The sequence below is a fragment of the Solwaraspora sp. WMMD1047 genome (assembly GCF_029626155.1).
GTDB lineage: Bacteria > Actinomycetota > Actinomycetes > Mycobacteriales > Micromonosporaceae > WMMD1047.
Genome location: NZ_JARUBL010000001.1, coordinates 754676 through 774561, shown reverse-complemented (window position 1 = coordinate 774561; position 19886 = coordinate 754676). Strand labels below are relative to the sequence as shown.

General features: G+C 73.9%; 19 protein-coding genes. 5 read left to right on the top strand and 14 right to left on the bottom strand.

Annotation, left to right across the window (positions count from 1 at the left end; translation table 11 throughout):
- Positions 1 to 27: 27 nt before the first annotated feature.
- The 6 genes from O7627_RS03590 to O7627_RS03565 form a co-directional block, all read right to left on the bottom strand.
- Positions 28 to 1527 carry an NADH-quinone oxidoreductase subunit N gene (locus O7627_RS03590; RefSeq protein ID WP_278092077.1) on the bottom strand — a complete coding sequence of 500 codons (1500 nt, stop codon included), beginning with the start codon at positions 1525 to 1527 and terminating at the stop codon, positions 28 to 30.
- Complete coding sequence (locus tag O7627_RS03585) at positions 1524 to 3059, bottom strand: NADH-quinone oxidoreductase subunit M (protein ID WP_278092076.1); 1536 nt, start codon at positions 3057 to 3059, stop codon at positions 1524 to 1526. The genes O7627_RS03590 and O7627_RS03585 overlap by 4 nt, the downstream gene beginning before the upstream one ends.
- Positions 3060 to 3150: 91 nt before the next feature.
- Complete coding sequence (locus tag O7627_RS03580) at positions 3151 to 5010, bottom strand: NADH-quinone oxidoreductase subunit L (protein WP_278092075.1); 1860 nt, start codon at positions 5008 to 5010, stop codon at positions 3151 to 3153.
- The gene (gene nuoK / locus O7627_RS03575) at positions 5007 to 5456 is read right to left on the bottom strand and encodes an NADH-quinone oxidoreductase subunit NuoK (RefSeq protein ID WP_278092074.1); all 450 of its coding nucleotides are present in this window, start codon (positions 5454 to 5456) and stop codon (positions 5007 to 5009) included. Before nuoK ends, O7627_RS03580 begins: the two co-directional genes overlap by 4 nt.
- Positions 5453 to 5956, bottom strand: a complete 504-nt coding sequence (locus tag O7627_RS03570; protein ID WP_347404632.1) for an NADH-quinone oxidoreductase subunit J — start codon at positions 5954 to 5956, stop codon at positions 5453 to 5455. The genes nuoK and O7627_RS03570 overlap by 4 nt, the downstream gene beginning before the upstream one ends.
- Entirely contained in the window at positions 5953 to 6675 is a 723-nt protein-coding gene (locus O7627_RS03565) for a 4Fe-4S binding protein (RefSeq protein ID WP_278092073.1), read from the bottom strand. The genes O7627_RS03570 and O7627_RS03565 overlap by 4 nt, the downstream gene beginning before the upstream one ends.
- Before the next feature lie 129 nt (positions 6676 to 6804).
- Here O7627_RS03565 and O7627_RS03560 point away from each other — a divergent pair, with 129 nt between their 5' ends.
- Positions 6805 to 7419, top strand: a complete 615-nt coding sequence (locus O7627_RS03560) for a Uma2 family endonuclease (protein ID WP_278092072.1) — start codon at positions 6805 to 6807, stop codon at positions 7417 to 7419.
- Positions 7420 to 7456: 37 nt separating this feature from the next.
- Positions 7457 to 8029 (top strand): Uma2 family endonuclease, encoded by a 573-nt coding sequence (locus tag O7627_RS03555; RefSeq protein WP_278092071.1) that lies wholly within the window; start codon positions 7457 to 7459, stop codon positions 8027 to 8029.
- A 4-nt stretch (positions 8030 to 8033) separates the two neighbouring features.
- Here the strand turns inward: O7627_RS03555 and O7627_RS03550 are convergent, their stop codons facing one another.
- The 3 genes from O7627_RS03550 to O7627_RS03540 are packed head-to-tail and all read right to left on the bottom strand — an operon-like array spanning position 8034 to position 10660.
- Positions 8034 to 8999, bottom strand: a complete 966-nt coding sequence (locus O7627_RS03550; protein ID WP_278092070.1) for a complex I subunit 1 family protein — start codon at positions 8997 to 8999, stop codon at positions 8034 to 8036.
- Positions 8999 to 9619: an NADH-quinone oxidoreductase subunit C gene (locus tag O7627_RS03545; RefSeq protein WP_278092069.1), complete on the bottom strand. Its 621-nt coding sequence runs from the start codon at positions 9617 to 9619 to the stop codon at positions 8999 to 9001. The genes O7627_RS03550 and O7627_RS03545 overlap by 1 nt, the downstream gene beginning before the upstream one ends.
- 48 nt (positions 9620 to 9667) lie before the next feature.
- Complete coding sequence (locus tag O7627_RS03540; protein ID WP_278092068.1) at positions 9668 to 10660, bottom strand: helix-turn-helix domain-containing GNAT family N-acetyltransferase; 993 nt, start codon at positions 10658 to 10660, stop codon at positions 9668 to 9670.
- Positions 10661 to 10782: 122 nt separating this feature from the next.
- Between O7627_RS03540 and O7627_RS03535 the strand changes: the two genes are divergently transcribed.
- Positions 10783 to 11829, top strand: coding sequence for a glucose 1-dehydrogenase (locus O7627_RS03535; protein WP_278092067.1), 1047 nt, complete (start codon positions 10783 to 10785; stop codon positions 11827 to 11829).
- Between the two features lie 87 nt (positions 11830 to 11916).
- On the opposite strand, the gene O7627_RS03530 is transcribed toward O7627_RS03535, so the two are convergent.
- The 5 genes from O7627_RS03530 to O7627_RS03510 all read right to left on the bottom strand — a co-directional run bounded on the left by O7627_RS03530 (position 11917) and on the right by O7627_RS03510 (position 17384).
- On the bottom strand, positions 11917 to 13227 hold the full coding sequence (locus O7627_RS03530; protein ID WP_278092066.1) for a DUF2252 domain-containing protein: 1311 nt from the start codon (positions 13225 to 13227) through the stop codon (positions 11917 to 11919).
- Between the two features lie 154 nt (positions 13228 to 13381).
- Positions 13382 to 13957, bottom strand: coding sequence for an NADH-quinone oxidoreductase subunit B (locus tag O7627_RS03525; RefSeq protein ID WP_278092065.1), 576 nt, complete (start codon positions 13955 to 13957; stop codon positions 13382 to 13384).
- Between the two features lie 54 nt (positions 13958 to 14011).
- Positions 14012 to 15526: an aminotransferase class V-fold PLP-dependent enzyme gene (locus O7627_RS03520; protein WP_278098141.1), complete on the bottom strand. Its 1515-nt coding sequence runs from the start codon at positions 15524 to 15526 to the stop codon at positions 14012 to 14014.
- 5 nt (positions 15527 to 15531) lie between these two features.
- Complete coding sequence (locus O7627_RS03515; protein ID WP_278092064.1) at positions 15532 to 16893, bottom strand: MFS transporter; 1362 nt, start codon at positions 16891 to 16893, stop codon at positions 15532 to 15534.
- Positions 16894 to 17072: 179 nt separating this feature from the next.
- Positions 17073 to 17384: an MGMT family protein gene (locus tag O7627_RS03510; protein WP_278092063.1), complete on the bottom strand. Its 312-nt coding sequence runs from the start codon at positions 17382 to 17384 to the stop codon at positions 17073 to 17075.
- A gap of 13 nt (positions 17385 to 17397) precedes the next feature.
- Here O7627_RS03510 and proB point away from each other — a divergent pair, with 13 nt between their 5' ends.
- Both proB and O7627_RS03500 read left to right on the top strand, forming a co-directional pair.
- Positions 17398 to 18603 (top strand): glutamate 5-kinase, encoded by a 1206-nt coding sequence (proB, locus tag O7627_RS03505; RefSeq protein WP_278092062.1) that lies wholly within the window; start codon positions 17398 to 17400, stop codon positions 18601 to 18603.
- A gap of 31 nt (positions 18604 to 18634) precedes the next feature.
- On the top strand, positions 18635 to 19879 hold the full coding sequence (locus tag O7627_RS03500; protein ID WP_278092061.1) for a glutamate-5-semialdehyde dehydrogenase: 1245 nt from the start codon (positions 18635 to 18637) through the stop codon (positions 19877 to 19879).
- Positions 19880 to 19886 lie beyond the last annotated feature (7 nt).

The window sequence follows — 19886 nt, the reverse complement described above, 5'->3', positions numbered from 1 at the left end:
GCTGGAGTGACAGCTGGTGCGTGGGGGCTACCAGCCGGCGGCGTCCAACACGAGCTGCGGGGCGAACCCGACCAGCACCGCGATTCCGGTCGCCACCGCCAGCGCGACCGGCACCGGCCACGGCGACCGCCCGGCACCCTCCGCGTCCGCGTCCGGAGACGCAGGCACAGCCGCGGGCGCGTACAGGGTCGCGGCGACCCGGACGTAGTAGGCCAGGCCGATCACCGCGTTGATCGCCACCACCAGGGCCAGCCAGCCGGCCCCGCCGACCAGCAGCGACCGGACCACGGCCGCCTTCGCGAACAGCCCGGCCAGGCCCGGCGGCAGGCCGGCGAGCCCGATCAGGGCGAGCACGAACGCGGCGCCCACCCACGGCCGGCGCCGGGCCGCGCCCCGGTAGTCGTCGAGGTCGCCGCCGTCGGCGCCGGCCGGCCGCAGCGCCACCACCGCGCCGAACGCCGCGAACTCCATCACCACGAAGAAGATCGCGTACGCGACGGTCGCCGCCACCGCCGCCGCGCGGGCGTCCGGGGTCCGCCCGGCGGCCAGCGCCAGCGCCCCGAGCGGGGCGAGCAGGTAGCCGGCCTGGGCCACCGACGACCAGGCGAGCAGCCGGATCATGCCGGTCTGCCGGAGCGCGACCAGATTCCCCACGGTCATGGTGAGCGCGGCCAGGATGGCCAGCACCGGCCCGGTGACGGTGGCCGGCAGCGCCGCCGAGGTCACCGCCAGCAGCGCCACCACACCGCCCAGCTTCGAGGCGGTCGACAGGTACGCCGCCACCGGCACCGGCGCGCCGTCGTAGGTGGCCGGCGCCCAGGCGTGGAACGGCACCGCCGCCACCTTGAACGCCAGCCCGAGCACCACCAACCCGACCGCGGCGGCGGTGAGCGGCACCTCCAGCAGCCCCGGGTCAGCTCCGAACGCGTCGGCCAGGGCGGTCAGGTGCACGGTGCCGGTGACCGCATAGAGCAGCGCGGCGCCGAGCAGGGTCAGCGCGGTCGCCACCACGCTGACCACGAAGAACGTCATCGCCGCCTCGGCGCTGGCCACTGACCTCCGGCGCAGCCCGACCAGCACGTACAGCGGCAGGGTGAGGGTCTCCAGGGCGACGATCAGGGTGATCAGGTCGCCGGCCGCGCCGAGCACCACACCGCCGGTCATCGAGCAGGCGAGCAGGAAGCAGTACTCCCCCACCGGCACTTGCCCGTTGCGCAGGATCGCCGCCGACAGGGCCAGCACGCCGACGGTGAGCAGCGCGAACAGGACGGCGACCAGGGCCGACCGTCCGGTCGCCAGATAGGAGCAGGCATCGGCGACGCAGAACGTGCGCCGCTCGCCGCCGCGACCGACCACGATCGCGCCGATCCCGGTGGCGGCGGCGCCGGTGACCAGCGCGGCCACCGTCGCGCCGCGCCGGCCGACCAGCAGGTCGGCCAACAGCACGAGTACGGCGGTCCCGGCCGCCAGGTACGCCGGCAGCAACGCGAGGTTGTCCACCGACTGGGTCAGGCTCTGCTCGGTCACCGGACCACCTCCAGCAGCGCCCGGACCGGCTCCTCGGCCATCCCCAGCACCAGGGTCGGCAGCAGCCCGACGGCGAGCGCCAGCAGCACCAGCGGCGACCAGGCGGCCAGTTCGGCGCCGGCCAGCCCGGCCGGGACCGGCTCGACGGCGGCGCTCGGCGGACCGTGGGTGACCCGGCGCAGCAGCCGCAGCAGGTAGCCGGCGGTGAGCGCCCCGCCGACCGCGGCCAGCACCCCGAGGGTGGTCCAGAACGCCCCGCCGACCTGCACCGCCGCGACGACCGCGAACGCCTCGCCCCAGAAGCCGGCCAGCCCGGGCAGGCCCAGCGACGCGATGGCGGCGAAGGCGAGCAGCCCGGACAGTCTCGGGGCGCGCTCGCGCAACCCGCCCAGCTCGGCCAGCGAGCCGGTGTGGGTCCGGTCCTTGACCGCGCCGGCCAGGAAGAAGAGCAGCCCGGTGATGACGCCGTGCGCGACGTTGCCGATCAGCGCGGCCTGGATCCCGGTCGCGGTGAGCGTGGCCACCCCGAGCAGCACGAACCCCATGTGCCCGACGCTTGAGTACGCGATGAGCCGTTTCAGCTCGGTCTGGGCCAGGCAGACGAGCGACCCGACGATGATCGCGGCCACCGCGAGCGCGCCGAGCACCGGCGCGGCCCACCGGGCGCCCTCGGGCGCCACCCCGACGGCGACCCGGATCAGGCCGTAGGTGCCCATCTTCAGCAGCACCCCGGCCAGGATGACGCTGCCCACGGTGGGCGCCTGGGTGTGCGCGTCGGGCAGCCAGCTGTGCAGCGGCCAGAGCGGGCTCTTCACCGCGAACGCGACGGCGAAGAGGGTGAACGCCGCGAGCTGGGTCCCCCGGGACAGGCCGGTGCCGCCGGTGAGGGCGACGAGGTCGGCGGTGCCGGCGGCGGCGACCACGGTGAAGACGCCGACCAGCAGCAGCACCGAGCCGAACAGGGTGTAGAGGGCGAACTTGCGGGCCGCCGCCCGGTGCGCGCCGCTGGGCCGGCCGGCGTCACCACCCCAGACCGCGATGACCGCGTACATGGGCAGCAGGACGACCTCGAAGAAGAGGAAGAACAGCACCAGGTCCAGGGCGAGGAAGGTGCCGAGGATGCCGACCTCGATCACCAGCAGCAGCGCCACCAGGGTCCGGCCCCGGCCGGGCGACGGCACGTGCCAGAGCGTGTACCCGCAGCAGAGCAGGGTGAGCAGCGCGGTCAGCACCACGAGCGGGTAGGAGACCCCGTCCACTCCGAGGTGGAACCGCAGCTCCAGACCCGGCACCCAGGGCAGGTCCAGGTCGTGCCAGGGGCGCACCGCCGCCACGCCGCCGGGTTGGTGGTCGAACCAGCCGCCGCCGTCCGGCACCGCGAGCAGGACGGCCGCCAGCAGGGCCGCCGCGGCGCACCCGACGCCGACCGTCCGGGCGGCCCGGTCGAGGCGGGCGGGCAGGGCGGCGACCACGACGGCGCCGACCGCCGGCACCGCCAGCGTGGCCATCAGGGCGAGCTGCCCCCCGGTCATCGCGACCCCCCAACCTGGTCCGCGCGCGGGCCGGTCTCCACGCCGCCGGTCACCGGCTGGTCCACACGCAGGCCGTTCCCCACGCAGCCGGTCACCGTGGGACTCCGATCAGGACGGCGGCGAGGCCGAGCAGGAGCGCGCCGGCCAGCACCGCGGCGGCGGCCCGGGGCAGCGCGGCCCGGTGCAGGAGCGACAGCAGCCCGCCGAGCCCGAAGGTGCCGCGACCGGTGCCCTCGACTGCCCCGTCGATCACGGTCCGGTCCGCGTCGCTGGTGGCGGTCGCGAGCGCGCGCACCGGGCGTACCACGAGATTGTGCTGGAGGTCGTCGAGCCAGAACGCGCGGGCGAAGGCCGGCCGCAGCGGACCCAGCGCGGCGGCCGGATCGGCCGCCGGGTCGCGGCGCCAGCCGGCCAGCACCGCGCCCGCGCCCACCGCCAGCGCGGCCAGCGGCAACAGGGTGGCCGGGCCGAGATGCACCAGCTCGGCGCCGGGCAGCAGCCGGTCGGCGAAGCCGTCCCAGAACGCGGCCAGCCCCAGCAGCGCGCTCGGCACGGCCAACAGCAACACCGGCACCGCCATCATGGCGGGCGGCTCGTGCGCCGCTTCCGCCGCCGCACCGCGCGGCGCCCCGAAGAAGGTACGCAGCCAGAGCCGGGTGGCGTACCAGGCGGTGATCGCCACGGTCAGCAGGCCGACCCCGTAGACCAGCCAGGGCAGCCAGCCGGAGTCGGCGGCCTCGGCGGCGTGCAGCACCGCCTCCTTGCTCCAGAAGCCGGCCAGCGGCGGCAGCCCGACCAGCGCGCCCAGGCCGATGGTCATGCACCAGAAGGTGACCGGCATCCGGTGCCGCAGGCCACCCAGGTCGGCCATCGAGTTGCTGCCGACGGCATGGATCACCGAGCCGGCGCAGAGGAAGAGCAGCGCCTTGAACGCGGCGTGGGTGAGCAGGTGGAACAGCGCCACCTCGGGGGCGCCGACCGCGAGCGCGCCGGCCATGAAGCCGATCTGGGAGACGGTGGACCAGGCGAGCACCCGCTTGATGTCGTCCTGGGCGGTGGCCGCCAGCCCGCCGAGCAGGATCGTCGCGGCGGCCAGCAGGCCGAGCACCAGCAGCGCCGGGTCACCGGCGGCGAAGACCGGGTCGAGCCGGGTGACCACGTAGACACCGGCGGCGACCATGGTGGCGGCGTGGATCAGCGCGGAGATCGGGGTGGGGCCGGCCATCGCGTCCGGCAGCCAGGTGTGCAGCGGGAACAGCGCGCTCTTGCCGGCCACCCCGGCGAGCAGCAGCAGGGCGGCGGCGGTCAGCGTCGGGCCGGAGAGTTCACCGGCGGTGACCGCGTCCAGCACGTCGGCGATCCGGAAGCTGCCGGCGCCGACGCCGAGCAGCGCGATGCCGAGCAGGAAGCCGATGTCGCCGACCCGGGTCACCAGGAACGCCTTGACCGCGGCGGCCGGCGCCTCGGGCAGCCGTCGGTCGTGGCCGATCAGCAGGTACGAGCAGATGCCCATCACCTCCCAGCCGACCAGCAGGGCGATCAGGTCACCGGCGACCACGACCAGCAGCATCGCGGCGGTGAAGAGGCTGACCTGGGCGGCGTACGGGGCGTAGCGGTCGTCGTCGGCGAGGTAGCCGACCGAGTAGACCTGCACGGCCAACGCGACCGCGGTGACGGCGACCGCGACCAGGGCGGCGGCCGGGTCGACCCGGATGCCGGCGGTGACCGTGATCCCGCCGAAGTCGATCCAGGTGCGGGCGGTGTCGGTGGATCCGCTGCCGACCTCCACCATGGTCAGCAGCGCCACCGCCAGGACCAGCGCCGCGCCGGCCCCGGCGATGCCGAGGGCGGCGGCGACCGCCCGGGACCGCTGCGGCAGCAGCAGCCCGACCAGCGCGACCCCGAAGGGTACGGCCGGCAGCAGCACCGCCGTCGACGCGACCGCGCTCACCGGGCACCCCCACCGGCCGGCGCCGCCGGTCCGGGACCGGCCGGGCCGGTGGCCCCCCGGTCCGGAACGGCCGCCGGGTCAACAGCCGCGCCTGGCACAGCGGCCGGGTCGACGGCGGGATCCGGGGCGGCGTCGGGCGGGTGCCGGTCCAGGGGCACCTCGTCCACGCCGACGCTGCCGCGCAGCCGGTAGAGCTGCAGCACGATGGCCAGCCCGACGCCGATCTCGGCGGCCGCGATCACGATGATGAACAACGCGAACACCTGCCCGGTGTGGGGCAGCAGCGCCGCCGCCGTGCTGTCGGCCGTGATCAGGATCAGGTTTACCGCGTTGAGCATCAGCTCGACCGCCATCAGCACCAGCACCGCGTTGCGCCGGCGCAGTACGCCGTAGACGCCGAGGCCGAACAGCAGCGCGGCGGTGACGTACGGGATGACCGGCCTCACGAGCGCCGTCCCGGGATCCGCACGCTGATCACGATCGCGCCGACCAGCGCCGACAGCAGCAGCACGGAGAGCACCTCGAACGGCAGCACCCAGGCGCCGAAGATCTGCGCCCCGATCCGGTCGGCGGTGCCGGCCTCCGGAAGGTCCACTTTGGACCAGCGGAACGCGTCGACAAGCAGGGCGGACAGCCCCAGGCCGGTGCCGGCGCCGATCAGCGCGGCCGGCCAGCCGGGCCGGTCCAGGTCGTCGGAGGCGCCGATCGGGGCGCGGGTCAGCATCACCGCGAAGAGCAGCAGCACGACCACCGCGCCGACGTAGATCAGCACCTGCACCCAGGCCACCAGTTCGGCGGCGAGCACCAGGTAGCTGCCGGCCACCGCCCCGAGGCAGACCACCAGATAGAGGCCGGCCCGGACCAGGTGCCGGGTGGCCACCACGAGCGCGCCGGAGCCGACCGCGACCGCGCCGAGCGCCAGCAGCAGCACGTCCGCAGCGGTCACCGCGGCTCCTCGGGCGACGGCGAAGGGGGGCCGGCGTCCGGGGCGGGGCCGGCGTCCGGGGCGGGGCCGGCGTCCGGGGCGGGGCCGGCGTCGCGAGCAGGGTCGGCATCCGGGGCGGGGCCGGCGTCGCGAGCAGGCCTGGTCGGCCGAGTGGGACCGGCCGCGCGGGCGGGTCGGGCCGGGCGGGTTGTCGGGCGGGCCGCCGGGTCGGCGGGGGTGGCGGCCTTGCGGGCGGCCGCGGTCTCCTCCTTGGCCGGCTCGCCCATCGGGTCGTGCGCGGGCGGCGGCGGGACGGTGGCCATCCACTGCCCGAGGTGGTCCTTGTCGTGCAGCAGGTCGCGGATGTCGTACTCGGCGTACTCGAACTCGGGCGACCAGTAGAGCGCGTCGAACGGGCAGACCTCGATGCAGATGCCGCAGTACATGCAGAGCGAGAAGTCGATGTCGAACCGGTCCAGCACGTTGCGCTGCCGGGGCCGGGCGGCACCCGGGACGACGACCTCCTCCTTGTGCGAGTCGATGTAGATGCACCAGTCCGGGCACTCGCGGGAGCAGAGCATGCAGACAGTGCAGTTCTCGGCCAGCAGGGCGATCACGCCGCGCGAGCGGGGCGGCAACTCGGGTGCGACATCCGGGTACTGCTGGGTGGTGGAGCGGCTCACCATCGTCTTGAGGGTGACCGCCAGCCCCTTCGCCAGCCCTTCGCCGGGAACGTTCATCGCGCCGGCCCGCCGCGCTCGGTCATCCGCCCATCCTGCCCTGTCGGCCCGCCGCGCGCGACCACCCCCCGACACTTCGTCACCTCGCTACCATCCGGAGCGTTCAACACCGGACGGAGGTGAGGTCCGATGACTGCCGCGCTCAGCGACGACTTTCCGGCGGCTGGCAGCTGGACCACGGACGACCTGGAGTCCCTGCCCACAGATGGCCAACGCCGCGAGTTGATCGACGGAGTCCTGATCGTCTCCCCCTCCCCCTCCCGGCCGCACCAGACCATCGCGGGCCTGCTGATGGCCGCACTCCGCGAAGACTGCCCGGCCACCTACGACGCCACCCAGGCCATCGAGATCCGGATGAGCCAGCGTCGCTCGTTCATCCCGGACGTACTCGTCACCACAGCCGAGGCCGCCGAGCGCAGCGGTGGATGGTGCCGACCGCATGAGGTCGTGCTGGCGGTGGAGATCGTTTCGCCGAGCTCCGAGGCGATGGACCAGATCATGAAACCGGCGCTGTACGCGAAGGCCGGCATCCCGCACTACTGGCGGATCGAGATCGACGACGGGCTCACCGTGCACACCCACCGGATCGACCCGCTGGCCGAGGTCTACACCGAGACCGGCCAGTGGACGAAGTTCGTCGACGTCGGCGAACCGTGGCCGATCAACCTGCCGCTCGACCGGATCACGCCGAGATTCCTGTGGCCCGTGTCATCCGCGCGGGCCGGTCGTTTCCCACGGTGGTAGTCGGGAGCGACCCCCACGGCCGGGAGGAGACCGGGCGATGACATCCGCCCTCAGCCACCATGTCCCGCCGCCCGACGGGTGGAGCACCGAGGACCTCGACGCCATGCCCGAGGACGGGCGTCGCCGCGAACTGCTCGACGGAGTTCTCATCATGCCCCCCTCCCCGACCGTCGCCCATCAGACCATCACGATGCGGCTCGCCGCCGCGCTGGCGGACGGCTGCCCGGACGGGTACGACGTGACCCACGGCGTCGAGATCCGCTTCGATCAGCACCGGGCGCTGATCCCGGACGTGCTCGTCACCACCTTCGAGGCGGCGAAGCGGCAGCCGCACTGGTACCACCCGCACGAGGTGGTGCTGGCCGTCGAGGTGGTCTCGCCGGGCACCCGGGTCATGGACCGGATCACCAAGCCGGCGATCTACGCCCAGGCGGGGATCCCCTTCCACTGGCGGATCGAGACCCACGAGGCCTTGGTCGCGTACACCCATCAGCTTGATTCGGTGACCGAGGAGTACGTCCCGACCGGCCGGTGGACGAAGGTGATCGAGGTGCCGGAGCCGTGGCTGATCACCCTGCCGCTGGCCCGGATCACCCCGCGCTATCTCTGACCGGTCAGGCGATCGCCAGTTTGATGGCGGCGGTCAGCACCAGCTGGCCGAGCGCGATCGGGACCAGCACCAGCCAGCAGATCCGTTGCAGCTGGTCCTCGCGCAGCCGGGGGTAGCTGACCCGGAACCAGATGATCACGAACGACACGGCGAAGACCTTGACCAGGGTCCAGAGCCAGCCGAGCTGGTCGTCGCCGAACGGCCCCTGCCAACCGCCGAGGAAGAGCACCGTGGTCAGGGCGGCGATCACCACGATGCCGACGTACTCGGCGAGCAGGAAGAAGGCGAACCGCAGGCCGGTGTATTCGGTCAGGTAGCCGAAGACCAGTTCGGAGTCGGCGATCGGCATGTCGAAGGGTGGCCGGCGGATCTCGGCCAGCCCGGCGACGAAGAAGACGATCATCGCGGGTGCCTGCCAGAGCAGCCACCAGGGCTCCCACGCCTCGACGATGCCGGGCAGGCTGAGCGTGCCGGCGGCCATCGCGACGCTGGCCGCCGCGAGCACCAGCGGCAGCTCGTAGCCGAGCAGTTGGGCGGCGCCGCGCAATCCGCCGAGCAGGCTATATTTGTTCGCCGACGCCCAGGCCGACATCAGCACCGCGACCACCCCGACCCCGACCACCGCGAGGACGAAGAAGAGCCCGATGTCCAGCGGCTGCCCGACCAGGTCGTTGGGGCCGAGCGGGATGACCAGCAGGACCAGCAGGTACGGCACCAGCGCGACGGCCGGCGCGAGCCGGAACACCGACCGGTCGGCCTCGCGCGGGGTGATGTCCTCCTTCTGCACGAACTTGACCCCGTCGGCGATGAGCTGCGCCCAGCCGTGGAAGCCGCCGGCGTACATCGGGCCTAGCCGGCCCTGCATGTGCGCCATCACCTTGTGTTCGACCTGGCCGACGATCAGCGGCAGGGTGAGGAAGGCGACCACCACCCCGCCGATCCGGATGACAAGTTCCAGCCAGAGCGGCATCAGGCGCCACCCGCGTCGGGCTCGCCGTCCGCCGGCCGCCGCGCGGCCGGACCCCATTCACCAGGCGCGGGTACGCCGGGCGGCCGCATCGCCTGCCGCCGGGTGCCGCCGCCCTCGGACTCGCCGGGCTCCTTGGCGCCGGGCCACGGCTTGGCGACCCGGGAGGCGAGCACGAACTCCTTGCGCAGCGGGTGTCCCTCGAACTCGGGCGGCAGCAGCAGCGGGGCGAGGTTGGGGTGGCCGTCGAAGTCGATGCCGAACATCTCGTGGGTCTCCCGTTCGTGCCAGCCGGCCCCGGGATACAGGTCCACCACGGACGGTACGGTCGCCGCCGCGCGCGGCACCCGGGTGCGCAGCAGCACCCCGTGCCGGTGGGTGGTCGACCAGAGGTGGGCGACCACGTCGAAGCCGTCGTCCTGCTCGTCCACGGCGGAGAGCCAGTCGAAGAAGTCGCAGGCCAGGTCGGTGTCGTCGCGGGCGGCCCGGAGCGCGGCCCGCCACTGCGACAGGGGCACGTCGACGGTGGCCCGGGCGTACGCCTGGCCGCCGGAGATCCCGGCGGTGACCTCGGTCGGGGTCAGCAGCGCGCCGAGCCGGGCGCCGATCTCGTCCGGCGTCATGTCTGGTCCGGTGTGATGGTCCGCGCCTCCGGGCTCATGACCGCGATCCTATGGCCTCGCGGACCCCGCCGGCCGGCCCGGCGGGGTCGCCGCCAGTTCGAGCGCCCAGTTCTGCTCGACGACGTCGTGGCCGTACGCCCTGGTGGGGTGCTCGTCGACGAGCTGGAACCCGGCCCGCTGGTAGATCCGCCGGGCGCCGGCGAGCACCTCGCAGGTGAAGAGCACGATCCGCTGGTATCCGGCGTGCCGGGCGAATCGCAGGCACTGATCGACCAGCTGGGCGCCGACGCCCATTCCGCGGGCGGCCGGCTCGACCAGCAGCACCCGCAGCCGCGCGGTCCGATCGTCCTCCCGGGTGCAGAGCACCGACCCGACCGGCTCTCCGCCGAGGTCGGCGATCCAGGCCGCCTCCCGCCGGGGGTCGTGGTCGGTGGCGTAGTCGGCCACGATCCGGGCGACGAAGGCTTCGAAGGTCTGGTCCCAGCCGTACTCGCGGGCGTAGAGGACGCCGTGCCGTTGCACGATCCAGCCGAAGTCGCCCGGGGCCGGTGGGCGCAGCACCACCTGGTCCGCCCGGTCGCGGTCGGCGTCGAGCATCCTGCGGATGCTGCTCATGGCGCTGAGCAGCCGTCGCTGGCCGTCTTCATCGAGCCGGCCGAGCAGGGCGGCGACCTCGGCGGCGGACCGCTCGTCCAGGCTCCGCCAGGTCCGCCGGCCGGCGTCGGTGAGGGTGATCACCTGACGGCGGGCGTCGGAGGCCGAGCGGGTCCGGGCGATGAGCCCGTCAGCCTCGAAGCGGGCCAGGATGCGACTGAGGTAGCCGGCGTCAAGGTCGAGGCCGCGGCGTAGCCGGACCACCTCGGTGGCCGGCTGCTGGGCCAACTCGAAGATCACCCTCGCCTCGGTGAGGGTGTACGCGGTGTGCAGCATCCGTTCGTCCAGCACGCCGATGACGGCGGTGTAGAAGCGGTTGAAGGCCCGCACCGCGGCCACCCGGTCCGGTCGGGTCACCGGAGCTGTCACGTCGATCGTCCGCGTCATCTCGTCCCCCGAGCATTTGTTGACTGAGTCAAAGTATCGTCGGGCGCCGGCGGCTCGCGCAAGGCATCGGGCGAACCCGATTTGCGGGCCGATGACGAAGGGAAGGCGGAAGAATACCCAGCGTGCGCGCCATCACCGTCGTTCCCGGCCGGCCCGACTCGCTGCGACTGGTGCCCGACTTCCCCGAGCCCGCCAACGACGAGGGCGCGATCCTGGTCGAGGCGCTGGCGGTCGGCATCTGCGGCACCGACCACGAAATCATCGGCGGGGGACACGGCGAACCGCCGCCGGGCTGCCACACCCTGGTCCTCGGGCACGAGTCCCTCGGCCGGGTGATCGCCGACCCGAGCGGCACCCTGCACCCCGGCGACCTGGTCGCCGGCATCGTCCGGCACCCCGACCCGGTGCCCTGCGCCAACTGCGCGATGGACGAGTGGGACATGTGCCGCAACGAGCGGTACACCGAGCACGGCATCAAGGGGCTGCCCGGCTTCGCCCGGGACCGCTGGCGGATCGGCCCCAAGTTCGCGATCGGCCTCGACCCGGCCCTGGAGCGGGTCGGTGTCCTGGTCGAGCCGACAAGCGTGCTGGCCAAGGCGTGGGACCACATCGACCGGATCGGCGCCCGGGCGGTCTGGCAGCCACAGACCGTGCTGGTCACCGGCGCCGGACCGATCGGCCTGCTCGCCGCGCTGCTGGCCACCCAGCGCGGCCACACCGTACACGTGCTGGACCGGGCCGTCGGCGGTCGGAAGCCGGCGCTGGCCGGGGCGCTCGGCGCCGCGTACCACACCGGGTCGGTGAGCGAGCTCGACTTCGCCCCGGACGTGATCCTGGAGTGCACCGGCGCCCCGGCGGTCGTCCTGGAGGTGATGTGCAAGGTCGCCCCGACCGGCATCGTCTGCCTGGCCGGGGTCTCCACCGGCGGCCGGACCATCGACTTCGACGCCGGCGCGCTCAACCGTGACCTGGTGCTGGAGAACAACGTGGTCTTCGGTTCGGTGAACGCCAACCGGCGGCACTGGGACCTGGCCGCGGAGGCGCTGACCACCGCCGACCCGGGCTGGCTCGACTCGCTGATCACCCGCCGGGTGCCGGTCGGCTCGTACGCCGAGGCGTACACCTCGGCCGACGACGACATCAAGGTGGTGCTCGAATTCGGCGACTGACCGGCCACGCCGGTGCCGGACCGGCGACGGCCGGGCAGCTCACCGACCGGGGACGGCCGGGCCGCTCCAGGCCGGCGGCCGGGCCGCTTACAGGCCGGGGAGTCGGCCGTTGCGGAACAGGTCGACGAAGGTCTGGTGGTCCTGCCGGGCCCGCGCGCCGTAGGCGTGCGCGAACTCCACCAGGTGCACCGCGAAGCCCGACTCGTCCGCGCCCACCGCCGCGACGATCGCCTCCTCGGTCGAGTAGTCGACCAGGTCGTGGCTGGACTCGTCGTCGGCCACCGAGTGCATCCGGGCCACCGCCCGACCGAGGTCACCCACCACCCCGGCCAGCTCCTCCGGCTCGTTCACGTCCGCCCAGTCCAGATCAGCCGCGTACGGGGAGACCTCGGCGACGAGCTGACCGACCCCGGCCAGCTCGGTGAAGCCCAGCCACGGGTCGGCGTGCGCCTGCAGGGCGCGCTGCGATTCCACCGTACGGTGGCCCTGGTGCTGGAAGTAGTCGCGGACGCCCTCGTCCGCGACGTGCCGGGCCACCGCGGGCACCTGGGCCTGTTTCATGTAGATCACCACGTCGTTCTCCAGCGCCTGGGTGTTCCCCTCCAGCAGCAGGTTGTACGACGGCAGCCCGGCCGAGCCGATGCCCACCCCCTTGCGCAGCACCACGTCCTTGATCTGCGCCGCGACCTCCCGCTCGCCGCCCGACGCGCCCGGCAGCGTGGCCAGGTACCGGTGGAAGGCGTCGATCACCTCGGCCCGGGTCGCCTCGTCGACCGGGTAGACGCCGTCGCTCACCGAGAACCGGCGCTCGTACCGGTCGATGGTGGTCTGCGCGGCGAGCAGGTCCACCCGGGTGTTCAGCCGGGCCTGCTGGAGCACCCGCAGCAGCACCCCGTCCGCGTTGTCCAGGGTGATCGAGCCGATCGCGTCGTCGCCGCCGGCCGCGATGGCCCGCAGCTCGGTCAGGTACGCCGTCGCGAACCGCCCCACCAGGTCGCCGATCACCCGGTCGGAGAGCGCCTTGCCGTACCCGATCAGGGCCACGCTGGCCGCGAACCGCTTCAGATCCCAGGAGAACGGCCCGACGTACGCCTCGTCGAAGTCGTTGACGTTGAAGACGAGCTGCCCGGAACCGTTCATGTAGGTGCCGAAGTTCTCCGCGTGCAGGTCACCGTGGATCCAGACCCGGCTGGTCTGCTCGTCCAGGAACCGGTCGTCGGCGAAGTCGCCGGTCACGTCGTGGTAGAAGAGCGCCGCGCTGCCCCGGTAGAAGGCGAACGGGGAGGCGGCCATCTTCCGGAACTTGCGGCGGAACGCGGCCGGGTCCAGCGCCATCAGCTCACCGAACTCGGCGAGCAGGACGTCGACTATCTGGTTCGCACGCTGTTCGTCGTTCATGGCCGGCAGGCTAGCCACCCCCGACCACCATGATCGAACGTCCATGCCCAGCTCACCGAGGTGGCGGACGGGCCGGTCCGGTCGGTGCGACCGACCCGGCCGTTCGGTCGGCGTCAGTCGGGGCGGCGGCCGACCGGCCGGCGCGGGCGAACGATCAGGAGTCCGCCCGGGCCGGCGGGTGGACCAGTGGGGCGGTCAGCGACTCGACGGATCGGGTCCCGGCCGGGTCGTCGGCCGGCGGCGCCAGCGGGTCCACCCGGGACACCCCGCCGAGGCCGGACTGCTCGGCGGCGATCTTCTCCTGCAGCCGCAGGATGCCGTGCAGCAGTGCCTCCGGCCGGGGCGGGCAGCCCGGCACGTAAACGTCGACCGGGATGATCTGGTCGACGCCCTTCGTCACCGAGTAGGAATCCCAGTACGGGCCGCCGCAGTTCGAGCAGGCGCCGAACGAGATGACGTACTTCGGCTCCGGCATCTGGTCGTAGAGCCGCTTGATCGCCGGGGCCATCTTGTCGGTCACCGTGCCGGAGACCACCATCAGATCGGCCTGGCGCGGCCCGTGCGCGAACGGGATCACGCCGAGCCGGATGAAGTCGTGCCGTCCCATGCTGGTCGCGATGAACTCGATCGCGCAGCAGGCCAGGCCGAAGTTGAACACCCAGAGCGAGTAGCGCCGCCCCCAGTTGAGCACGAACCGGATGGGTTCCCCCAGCACCGCCGGCACCTGCACGGTCGTCCCCCTTCCCGGGTCGCTGCCCGCACCACCAGACAGTCAACCACAGCCTCAGTGGTAGCTCGGGCGCTGCAACAGGCTCAGGAACTCGGTCAACAGCGCCGCCCGCAGCTCCGGCGGTACGGCGTTGAGCAGCGTGTTCACCGTCGCCAACCGGTCCGGCAACGGCCCCGCCCCAGCCGAGCCGCCGGCAGAGTCACTGCCGCCCGCCGGACCGTCGCTCGCGGCCAGGCCGAGGCCGGCGGCGAGGCCGGCGACCAGCTCCGGAGTCAGCGCGGCCGGGGTCAGCCCGGCGGCCACCGCCAGCAGTTCGGCGGGCAGCCGCACCGGCCCGAGCGCCCGCGCGGCCCGGGCCGCCGCGGCGAGGTCGGGGCCGAACTCCGCCACCCTCGGCGCCACCGCGGCGGTCACCGTCAGGTGGATGCTGGCCGGCAGTTCGGCGTACGCCATCTGGGGTTGGGTGTGCCACCCCCGCGCGGTCAGCTCGTCGGCGAGGACGAACAGGTCCAGGTCGGGGTCGTCGGAGGCGAGGCAGACCACCGTCGTCTCCGGCTCGGCCAGCAGCCGCAGCCCGTCGACCGCCGTGACGGCGGCGGCCAGCCCGGCGACCGCCTCCCGGGTGCGGGCGGCCAACGCCAGGTAGCCGGCGTCGCCGAGGTGCCGCAGCGTCGCCACGGCGGCGGCGATCGGCCCACCCGAGCGGGTCGACGAGAGCACCGGGTTGACAAGCGGATAACCGGGCCAGTCGGCGTACGCGAAGTACTGCGGCCGGCGCAGCGCGGGATCGCGGTGCAGCAGCACCGACACCCCCTTCGGGGCGTACGCGTACTTGTGCAGGTCGACCGAGATGGAGGTGACGCCCGGCACGGCGAAGTCGAACGGCGGCAGGTCGGCGCCGAGCCGGCGCAGGTAGGGCAGCGTCCAACCGCCGAAGCAGGCGTCCACGTGGCAGCGCGTCCCGGCCGCCGCGGCGAGCGCGGCGATCTCGGTGACCGGGTCGACCACCCCGTGCGCGTACGACGGCGCGGAGCAGGCCACCAGCACGGTGTCCGGCCCGATGGCGGCGCCGATGTCGGCGGCGGCCGGGCGCAGCGTCTTCGGCGACACCGGCACCAGGTCCAGCCCGACGCCGAGCAGGTGCGCGGCCTTGGCGAACGCGGCGTGCGCGGTGACCGGGGCGACCAACCGGGGCGCGGTCACCTCGGGCCGGGCGTTGCGGGCCGCCTGCACGGCCAGGATCAGCGACTCGGTGCCACCACCGGTGACGCTGCCGACCGCCGCCGGCGCGGCGCTGCCCGGTCCGCCGCCGAGCAGCCGGGCCGCGGCGGCGACCAGCGCGTTCTCCATTGCCAGCAGGGATGGGAACGCGGTCGGGTCGAGCCCGTTGACGGCCGCCGAGATCGCGTACGCCGAGCCGGCCAGCTCGTCCAGCCCCGGCACCGCCGGGTCGTAGACGTAGGCGAAGAGCCGCCCGCCGTGGGTCGGCCGGTCCGCGCCGCGCAGGGCGCGCAGCTCGCCGAGAACCTGCTCGGCCGGTACGCCCTCGGGCGGCAACGCGTCGATCATTCCGGTCACGCTATCCCCTCCGCCGATGCCTCGGCTTCGGCCAGCCGGTCGGCGGTGAGGTCGTAGCCGCGCAGCAGCAGCACCGCCAGTCCGACCAGTGCGGCCGGCAGCACCGTGAAGCCGAGCAGCACGCCGAGCCGGGCGCTGGCCGGCTGGTCGGCCGCCGAGCCGGTCGACGACGAGACATAACCGGAGACCTGCAGCACCAGCCCGTAGAGGCCGGGGCCCAGCGCCAGCCCGAGGGTCTCCCCCGCGGTCCAGACGCCGGTGAAGACGCCGGCCTGCCGCCGGCCGGTGCGGGCGGTGTCGTACGCGATGCAGTCGGGGAGCATGGCCAGCGCGAACACCTGCTGTCCGGCGTAGCCGCAGCCGATCACGGCCACCACCAGGTAGACCACGACGGCGGGTACGGCGGGCGCCACCACCAGGGCCAGCGCCCCGGCGGCGAAGAGCAGTGACGCCGCCACGAAGGCCCGCAGCTTGCCGAGCCGGGCGCCGACCCGGCTCCAGAGCGGCATCACCAGCAGCGCCGGCCCGACGAAGCAGGCGAAGAGCAGCGTCGGCCCGGCGTCCGGGCTGGCCAGGATCTGCTCGGCGAAGTACTGCACGCCGGCCAGCACGGTGGCGACACCGGCCGACTGGATGACGAAGCAGATCAGCAGCACCCGGAACGGCCGGTTCCGGGCGGCGACGGCGAGCTGCGCCCGCAATGTCGGCTCGCTCTCGCCGACCGTGCCGGTGGGGGCGTCCCGGGTGCCGACGAAGGCGCCCACCGCGCCGACGACGATCAGCGCGGCGACGAAGAGCCCCATCCAGCGGTGCCCGGCGATGCCGTCGCCGCCGACCGTGACGACCAGCGGGGCCAGCGCGCCGGAGACCAGGATGGCCAGCGCGAGGACCGCGATCCGCCAGGTCATCAGGCGGGTGCGTTCCTGGTAGTCGGCGGTCAGTTCGGCCGGCATCGCCACGTAGGGCACCTGGAAGAAGGCGAACGCGCTGGCGGTGGCGAGGAAGGCGACCGCGACGTAGGCGGCGGCGCCCGGCCCGGTGCCGAACGGCGCCGCGAAGATGGCGGCGAAGAGCACCGCCATCGCCAGCCCGCCGGCCAGCAGGTACGGCCGGCGGGCGCCCCAGCGCGACCGGGTGCGGTCGGAGATCCGGCCGGCGACCGGGTTGAGCAGCACGTCCCACGCCTTCGGCAGCAGCACCAGCAGCGCGGCGACTCCGGCGGCCACCCCCAGGCTGTCGGTCAGGTACGGCAGGAGCAGCAGCCCGGGCACGGTGCCGAACGCCCCGGTGGCCAACGACCCGAGCGCGTACCCGACGTGCACCTTCCGAGGCAGCGCGACAGCCGACGGCACGGTCATGAACATGAACCATATCCGCGTTCCCCGCCCGCCAAAGCCACCCGTTCCGGTGAGTTCCGGCCCGCTCCCGCGAGCACCCAGGATCGTGGCGCGCTCAGCGGTGCTGAGAGGCCGAATCCAACGGACAGCTGCGCCACGATCATGGCCCGACGGCTCCGCGAACTGGACGGCGACGCTGCTCAGGGATCGTCGGGGGACCAGTGGGCGGCGGGGAGGTCGACACCGTCGCCGCGCAGCGGGGCGCCCTCGGCGCGCAGTCGGGCGCGGGCTTCCCGCTCGTGGCCGGGCGGGAGGCGACCGGCGGCGTTCACCACCCGGTGCCACGGGACGCCGCCGCCGTGCCGGGCCATGATCGAGCCGACCAGCCGCGGCGACGCCCGGCCGGAGCGCTCGGCCAGGTGATCCGCGATCGCCCCGTACGACATCACCCGCCCCGGCGGGATGCGCTCGACGAGCGCCAGCACCTCTTCGACGTACTCCTCGGGTGTCATCGGACCTCAAGATATGGGATCTCAGCGTGATCTTGGGAAGCCGACCGCGCAGAATGGGCGGGTGCGTGAAGCAGTCACCGCAGCGCGACGGATCGTCGTCAAGATCGGGTCGTCGTCGCTGACCACCGCCGCCGGCGGGCTCGACCCGGCCCGGGTCGACGCCCTCACCGACGCCATCGCCGCCTGGCTACCAGCCGGCGGGACCGGCGGACAGCCGACCGGCGGGAGCGGGCGGCAGCCGGCGGGTCGGGAGATCGTGCTCGTCTCCTCCGGGGCGATCGCGGCCGGGCTGGCCCCGCTCGGACTCCCCCGCCGCCCCCGCGACCTGGCCACCCAGCAGGCCGCCGCGAGCGTCGGGCAGGGGCTGCTGATCGGCCACTACGCGACCAGCTTCGGCCGGCACGGCCGCACCGTCGGGCAGGTGCTGCTCACCGTCGACGACGTCACCCGCCGGGTGCACTACCGCAACGCGTACCGGACGCTGCGCAAACTGCTCGACCTGCAGGCGGTGCCGATCGTCAACGAGAACGACACGGTCGCCACCGAGGAGATCCGGTTCGGCGACAACGACCGGCTCGGCGCGCTTGTCGCCGCCCTGGTCCACGCCGACCTGCTGGTGCTCCTCTCCGACGTGGACGCCCTCTACACCGGCGACCCGGCCCGCCCCGGCACCACCCGGATCACCGACGTACGCGGCACGGACGACCTGGCCGGGGTGGCGATCGGCCGGGCCGGCCGGGCCGGCGTCGGCACCGGCGGCATGGTCACCAAGATCGAGGCGGCCCGGATCGCCACCGGCTTCGGCATCCCGGTGGTGCTCACCGCCGCGCCGCTGGCCGCCCTGGCGCTGGCCGGCGCCGAGGTGGGCACCCTGTTCCACCCGGTCCGCCAGCGACCCGCCGCCCGGCTCTTCTGGCTGGCCCACGCCACCGCACCGCGCGGCCGGCTGCACCTGGACCCGGGCGCGGTGCAGGCCGTCGTCGGGCGGCGCAAGTCGCTGCTGCCGGCCGGCATCACCGCCGTGGACGGCGCCTTCACCGCCGGTGACCCGGTGGACCTGGTCGACGTCTCCGGCGCCCCGGTGGCCCGCGGCCTGGTCAACTACGACGCGGTCGAGCTGCCCGGCCTGCTCGGCCGCTCCACCGGCGAGCTGGCCGCCGCGCTCGGCCCCGGCTACGAACGCGAGGTCGTGCACCGCGACGACCTGGTACTGCTGTGAACCCCACCACCACCCGCTGAGGAGTTGACTGATGAGCGTCACCGAACAGGCGCAGCGGGCCCGCGCGGCGGCCGAGGTGCTGGCCACCGCCACCCGGGCCGCCAAGGACGCCGCGCTGCACGCGATGGCCGACGCGCTTGTCGCGCGTACCCCGGAGATTCTGGAAGGCAATGCGGCGGACCTGGCGGCCGGGCGCGAAGCCGGCCTGTCCGCGGCGATCCTCGACCGGCTCACCCTCACCGACGCCCGGATCGCCGGCATCGCCGACGCGCTGCGGCAGATGGCCGCCCTGGCCGACCCGGTCGGCGAGGTGCTGCGCGGCTCCACCCTGCCCAACGGGCTGGAGCTGCGGCAGATCCGGGTGCCGTTCGGGGTGGTCGGGATCATCTACGAGGCCCGGCCGAACGTGACCGCCGACGCGGCCGGCATCTGCCTCAAGTCCGGCAACGCCGCCCTGCTGCGCGGCTCCTCGTCGGCCGCCCGATCCAACGCGGCGATCGTCGCAGTACTGCGGGACGCCGTCGCCGCCGCCGGGCTGCCCGCCGACGCCGTGCAGCTGCTCGACGCCACCAGCCGCGACTCGGTCAAGGAGCTGATGCGCGCCCGGGGCCTGGTCGACGTGCTGATCCCGCGCGGCGGGGCGTCGCTGATCAGGACGGTGGTGGAGGAGTCCACGGTGCCGGTGATCGAAACCGGGGTCGGCAACTGCCACGTCTACGTCGACGCCGCCGCCGACCTGGACAAGGCGGTGGCGATCGTCCTGAACTCCAAGACCCAGCGGCTGTCGACCTGCAACACCGCCGAGTCGCTGCTGGTGCACGCCGACATCGCGGACGCCTTCCTGCCCCGGGTGCTGGACGCGCTCGCCGAGGCCGGGGTGACCGTGCACGGCTCCCCCGAGGTGGCCGCGTACTCGCCGGCCGTGCAGCCGGCCACCGACGCCGACCACGGCACCGAGTACCTCTCCGCGGACATCTCGGCCGCCGTCGTCGACTCGCTCGCCGCCGCGGTCGAGCACATCCGCCGGTACGGCTCCGGACACACCGAGGCGATCGTCACCGACTCGGTCGCCGCGGCCCGGGAGTTCGTCGCCCGGGTCGACTCGGCGGCGGTGATGGTGAACGCCTCCACCCGGTTCACCGACGGCGGCGAGTTCGGCTTCGGCGCCGAGATCGGCATCTCGACGCAGAAACTGCACGCCCGGGGGCCGATGGGCCTGCCGGAGCTGACCTCCACCAAGTACGTCGTGACCGGCGACGGCCACCTGCGGAGCTGACCGCCGG

Coding starts and splice junctions, on each gene's coding strand:
- O7627_RS03585 (WP_278092076.1), bottom strand. CDS start 3,059: ATGACCGGGGGGCAGCTCGCCCTGATGGCCACGCTGGCGGTGCCGGCG.
- O7627_RS03565 (WP_278092073.1), bottom strand. CDS start 6,675: ATGAACGTTCCCGGCGAAGGGCTGGCGAAGGGGCTGGCGGTCACCCTC.
- O7627_RS03560 (WP_278092072.1), top strand. CDS start 6,805: ATGACTGCCGCGCTCAGCGACGACTTTCCGGCGGCTGGCAGCTGGACC.
- O7627_RS03555 (WP_278092071.1), top strand. CDS start 7,457: ATGACATCCGCCCTCAGCCACCATGTCCCGCCGCCCGACGGGTGGAGC.
- O7627_RS03550 (WP_278092070.1), bottom strand. CDS start 8,999: ATGCCGCTCTGGCTGGAACTTGTCATCCGGATCGGCGGGGTGGTGGTC.
- O7627_RS03545 (WP_278092069.1), bottom strand. CDS start 9,619: ATGACGCCGGACGAGATCGGCGCCCGGCTCGGCGCGCTGCTGACCCCG.
- O7627_RS03540 (WP_278092068.1), bottom strand. CDS start 10,660: ATGACGCGGACGATCGACGTGACAGCTCCGGTGACCCGACCGGACCGG.
- O7627_RS03530 (WP_278092066.1), bottom strand. CDS start 13,227: ATGAACGACGAACAGCGTGCGAACCAGATAGTCGACGTCCTGCTCGCC.
- O7627_RS03520 (WP_278098141.1), bottom strand. CDS start 15,526: ATGATCGACGCGTTGCCGCCCGAGGGCGTACCGGCCGAGCAGGTTCTC.
- O7627_RS03515 (WP_278092064.1), bottom strand. CDS start 16,893: ATGACCGTGCCGTCGGCTGTCGCGCTGCCTCGGAAGGTGCACGTCGGG.
- O7627_RS03510 (WP_278092063.1), bottom strand. CDS start 17,384: ATGACACCCGAGGAGTACGTCGAAGAGGTGCTGGCGCTCGTCGAGCGC.
- proB (WP_278092062.1), top strand. CDS start 17,398: ATGGGATCTCAGCGTGATCTTGGGAAGCCGACCGCGCAGAATGGGCGG.
- O7627_RS03500 (WP_278092061.1), top strand. CDS start 18,635: ATGAGCGTCACCGAACAGGCGCAGCGGGCCCGCGCGGCGGCCGAGGTG.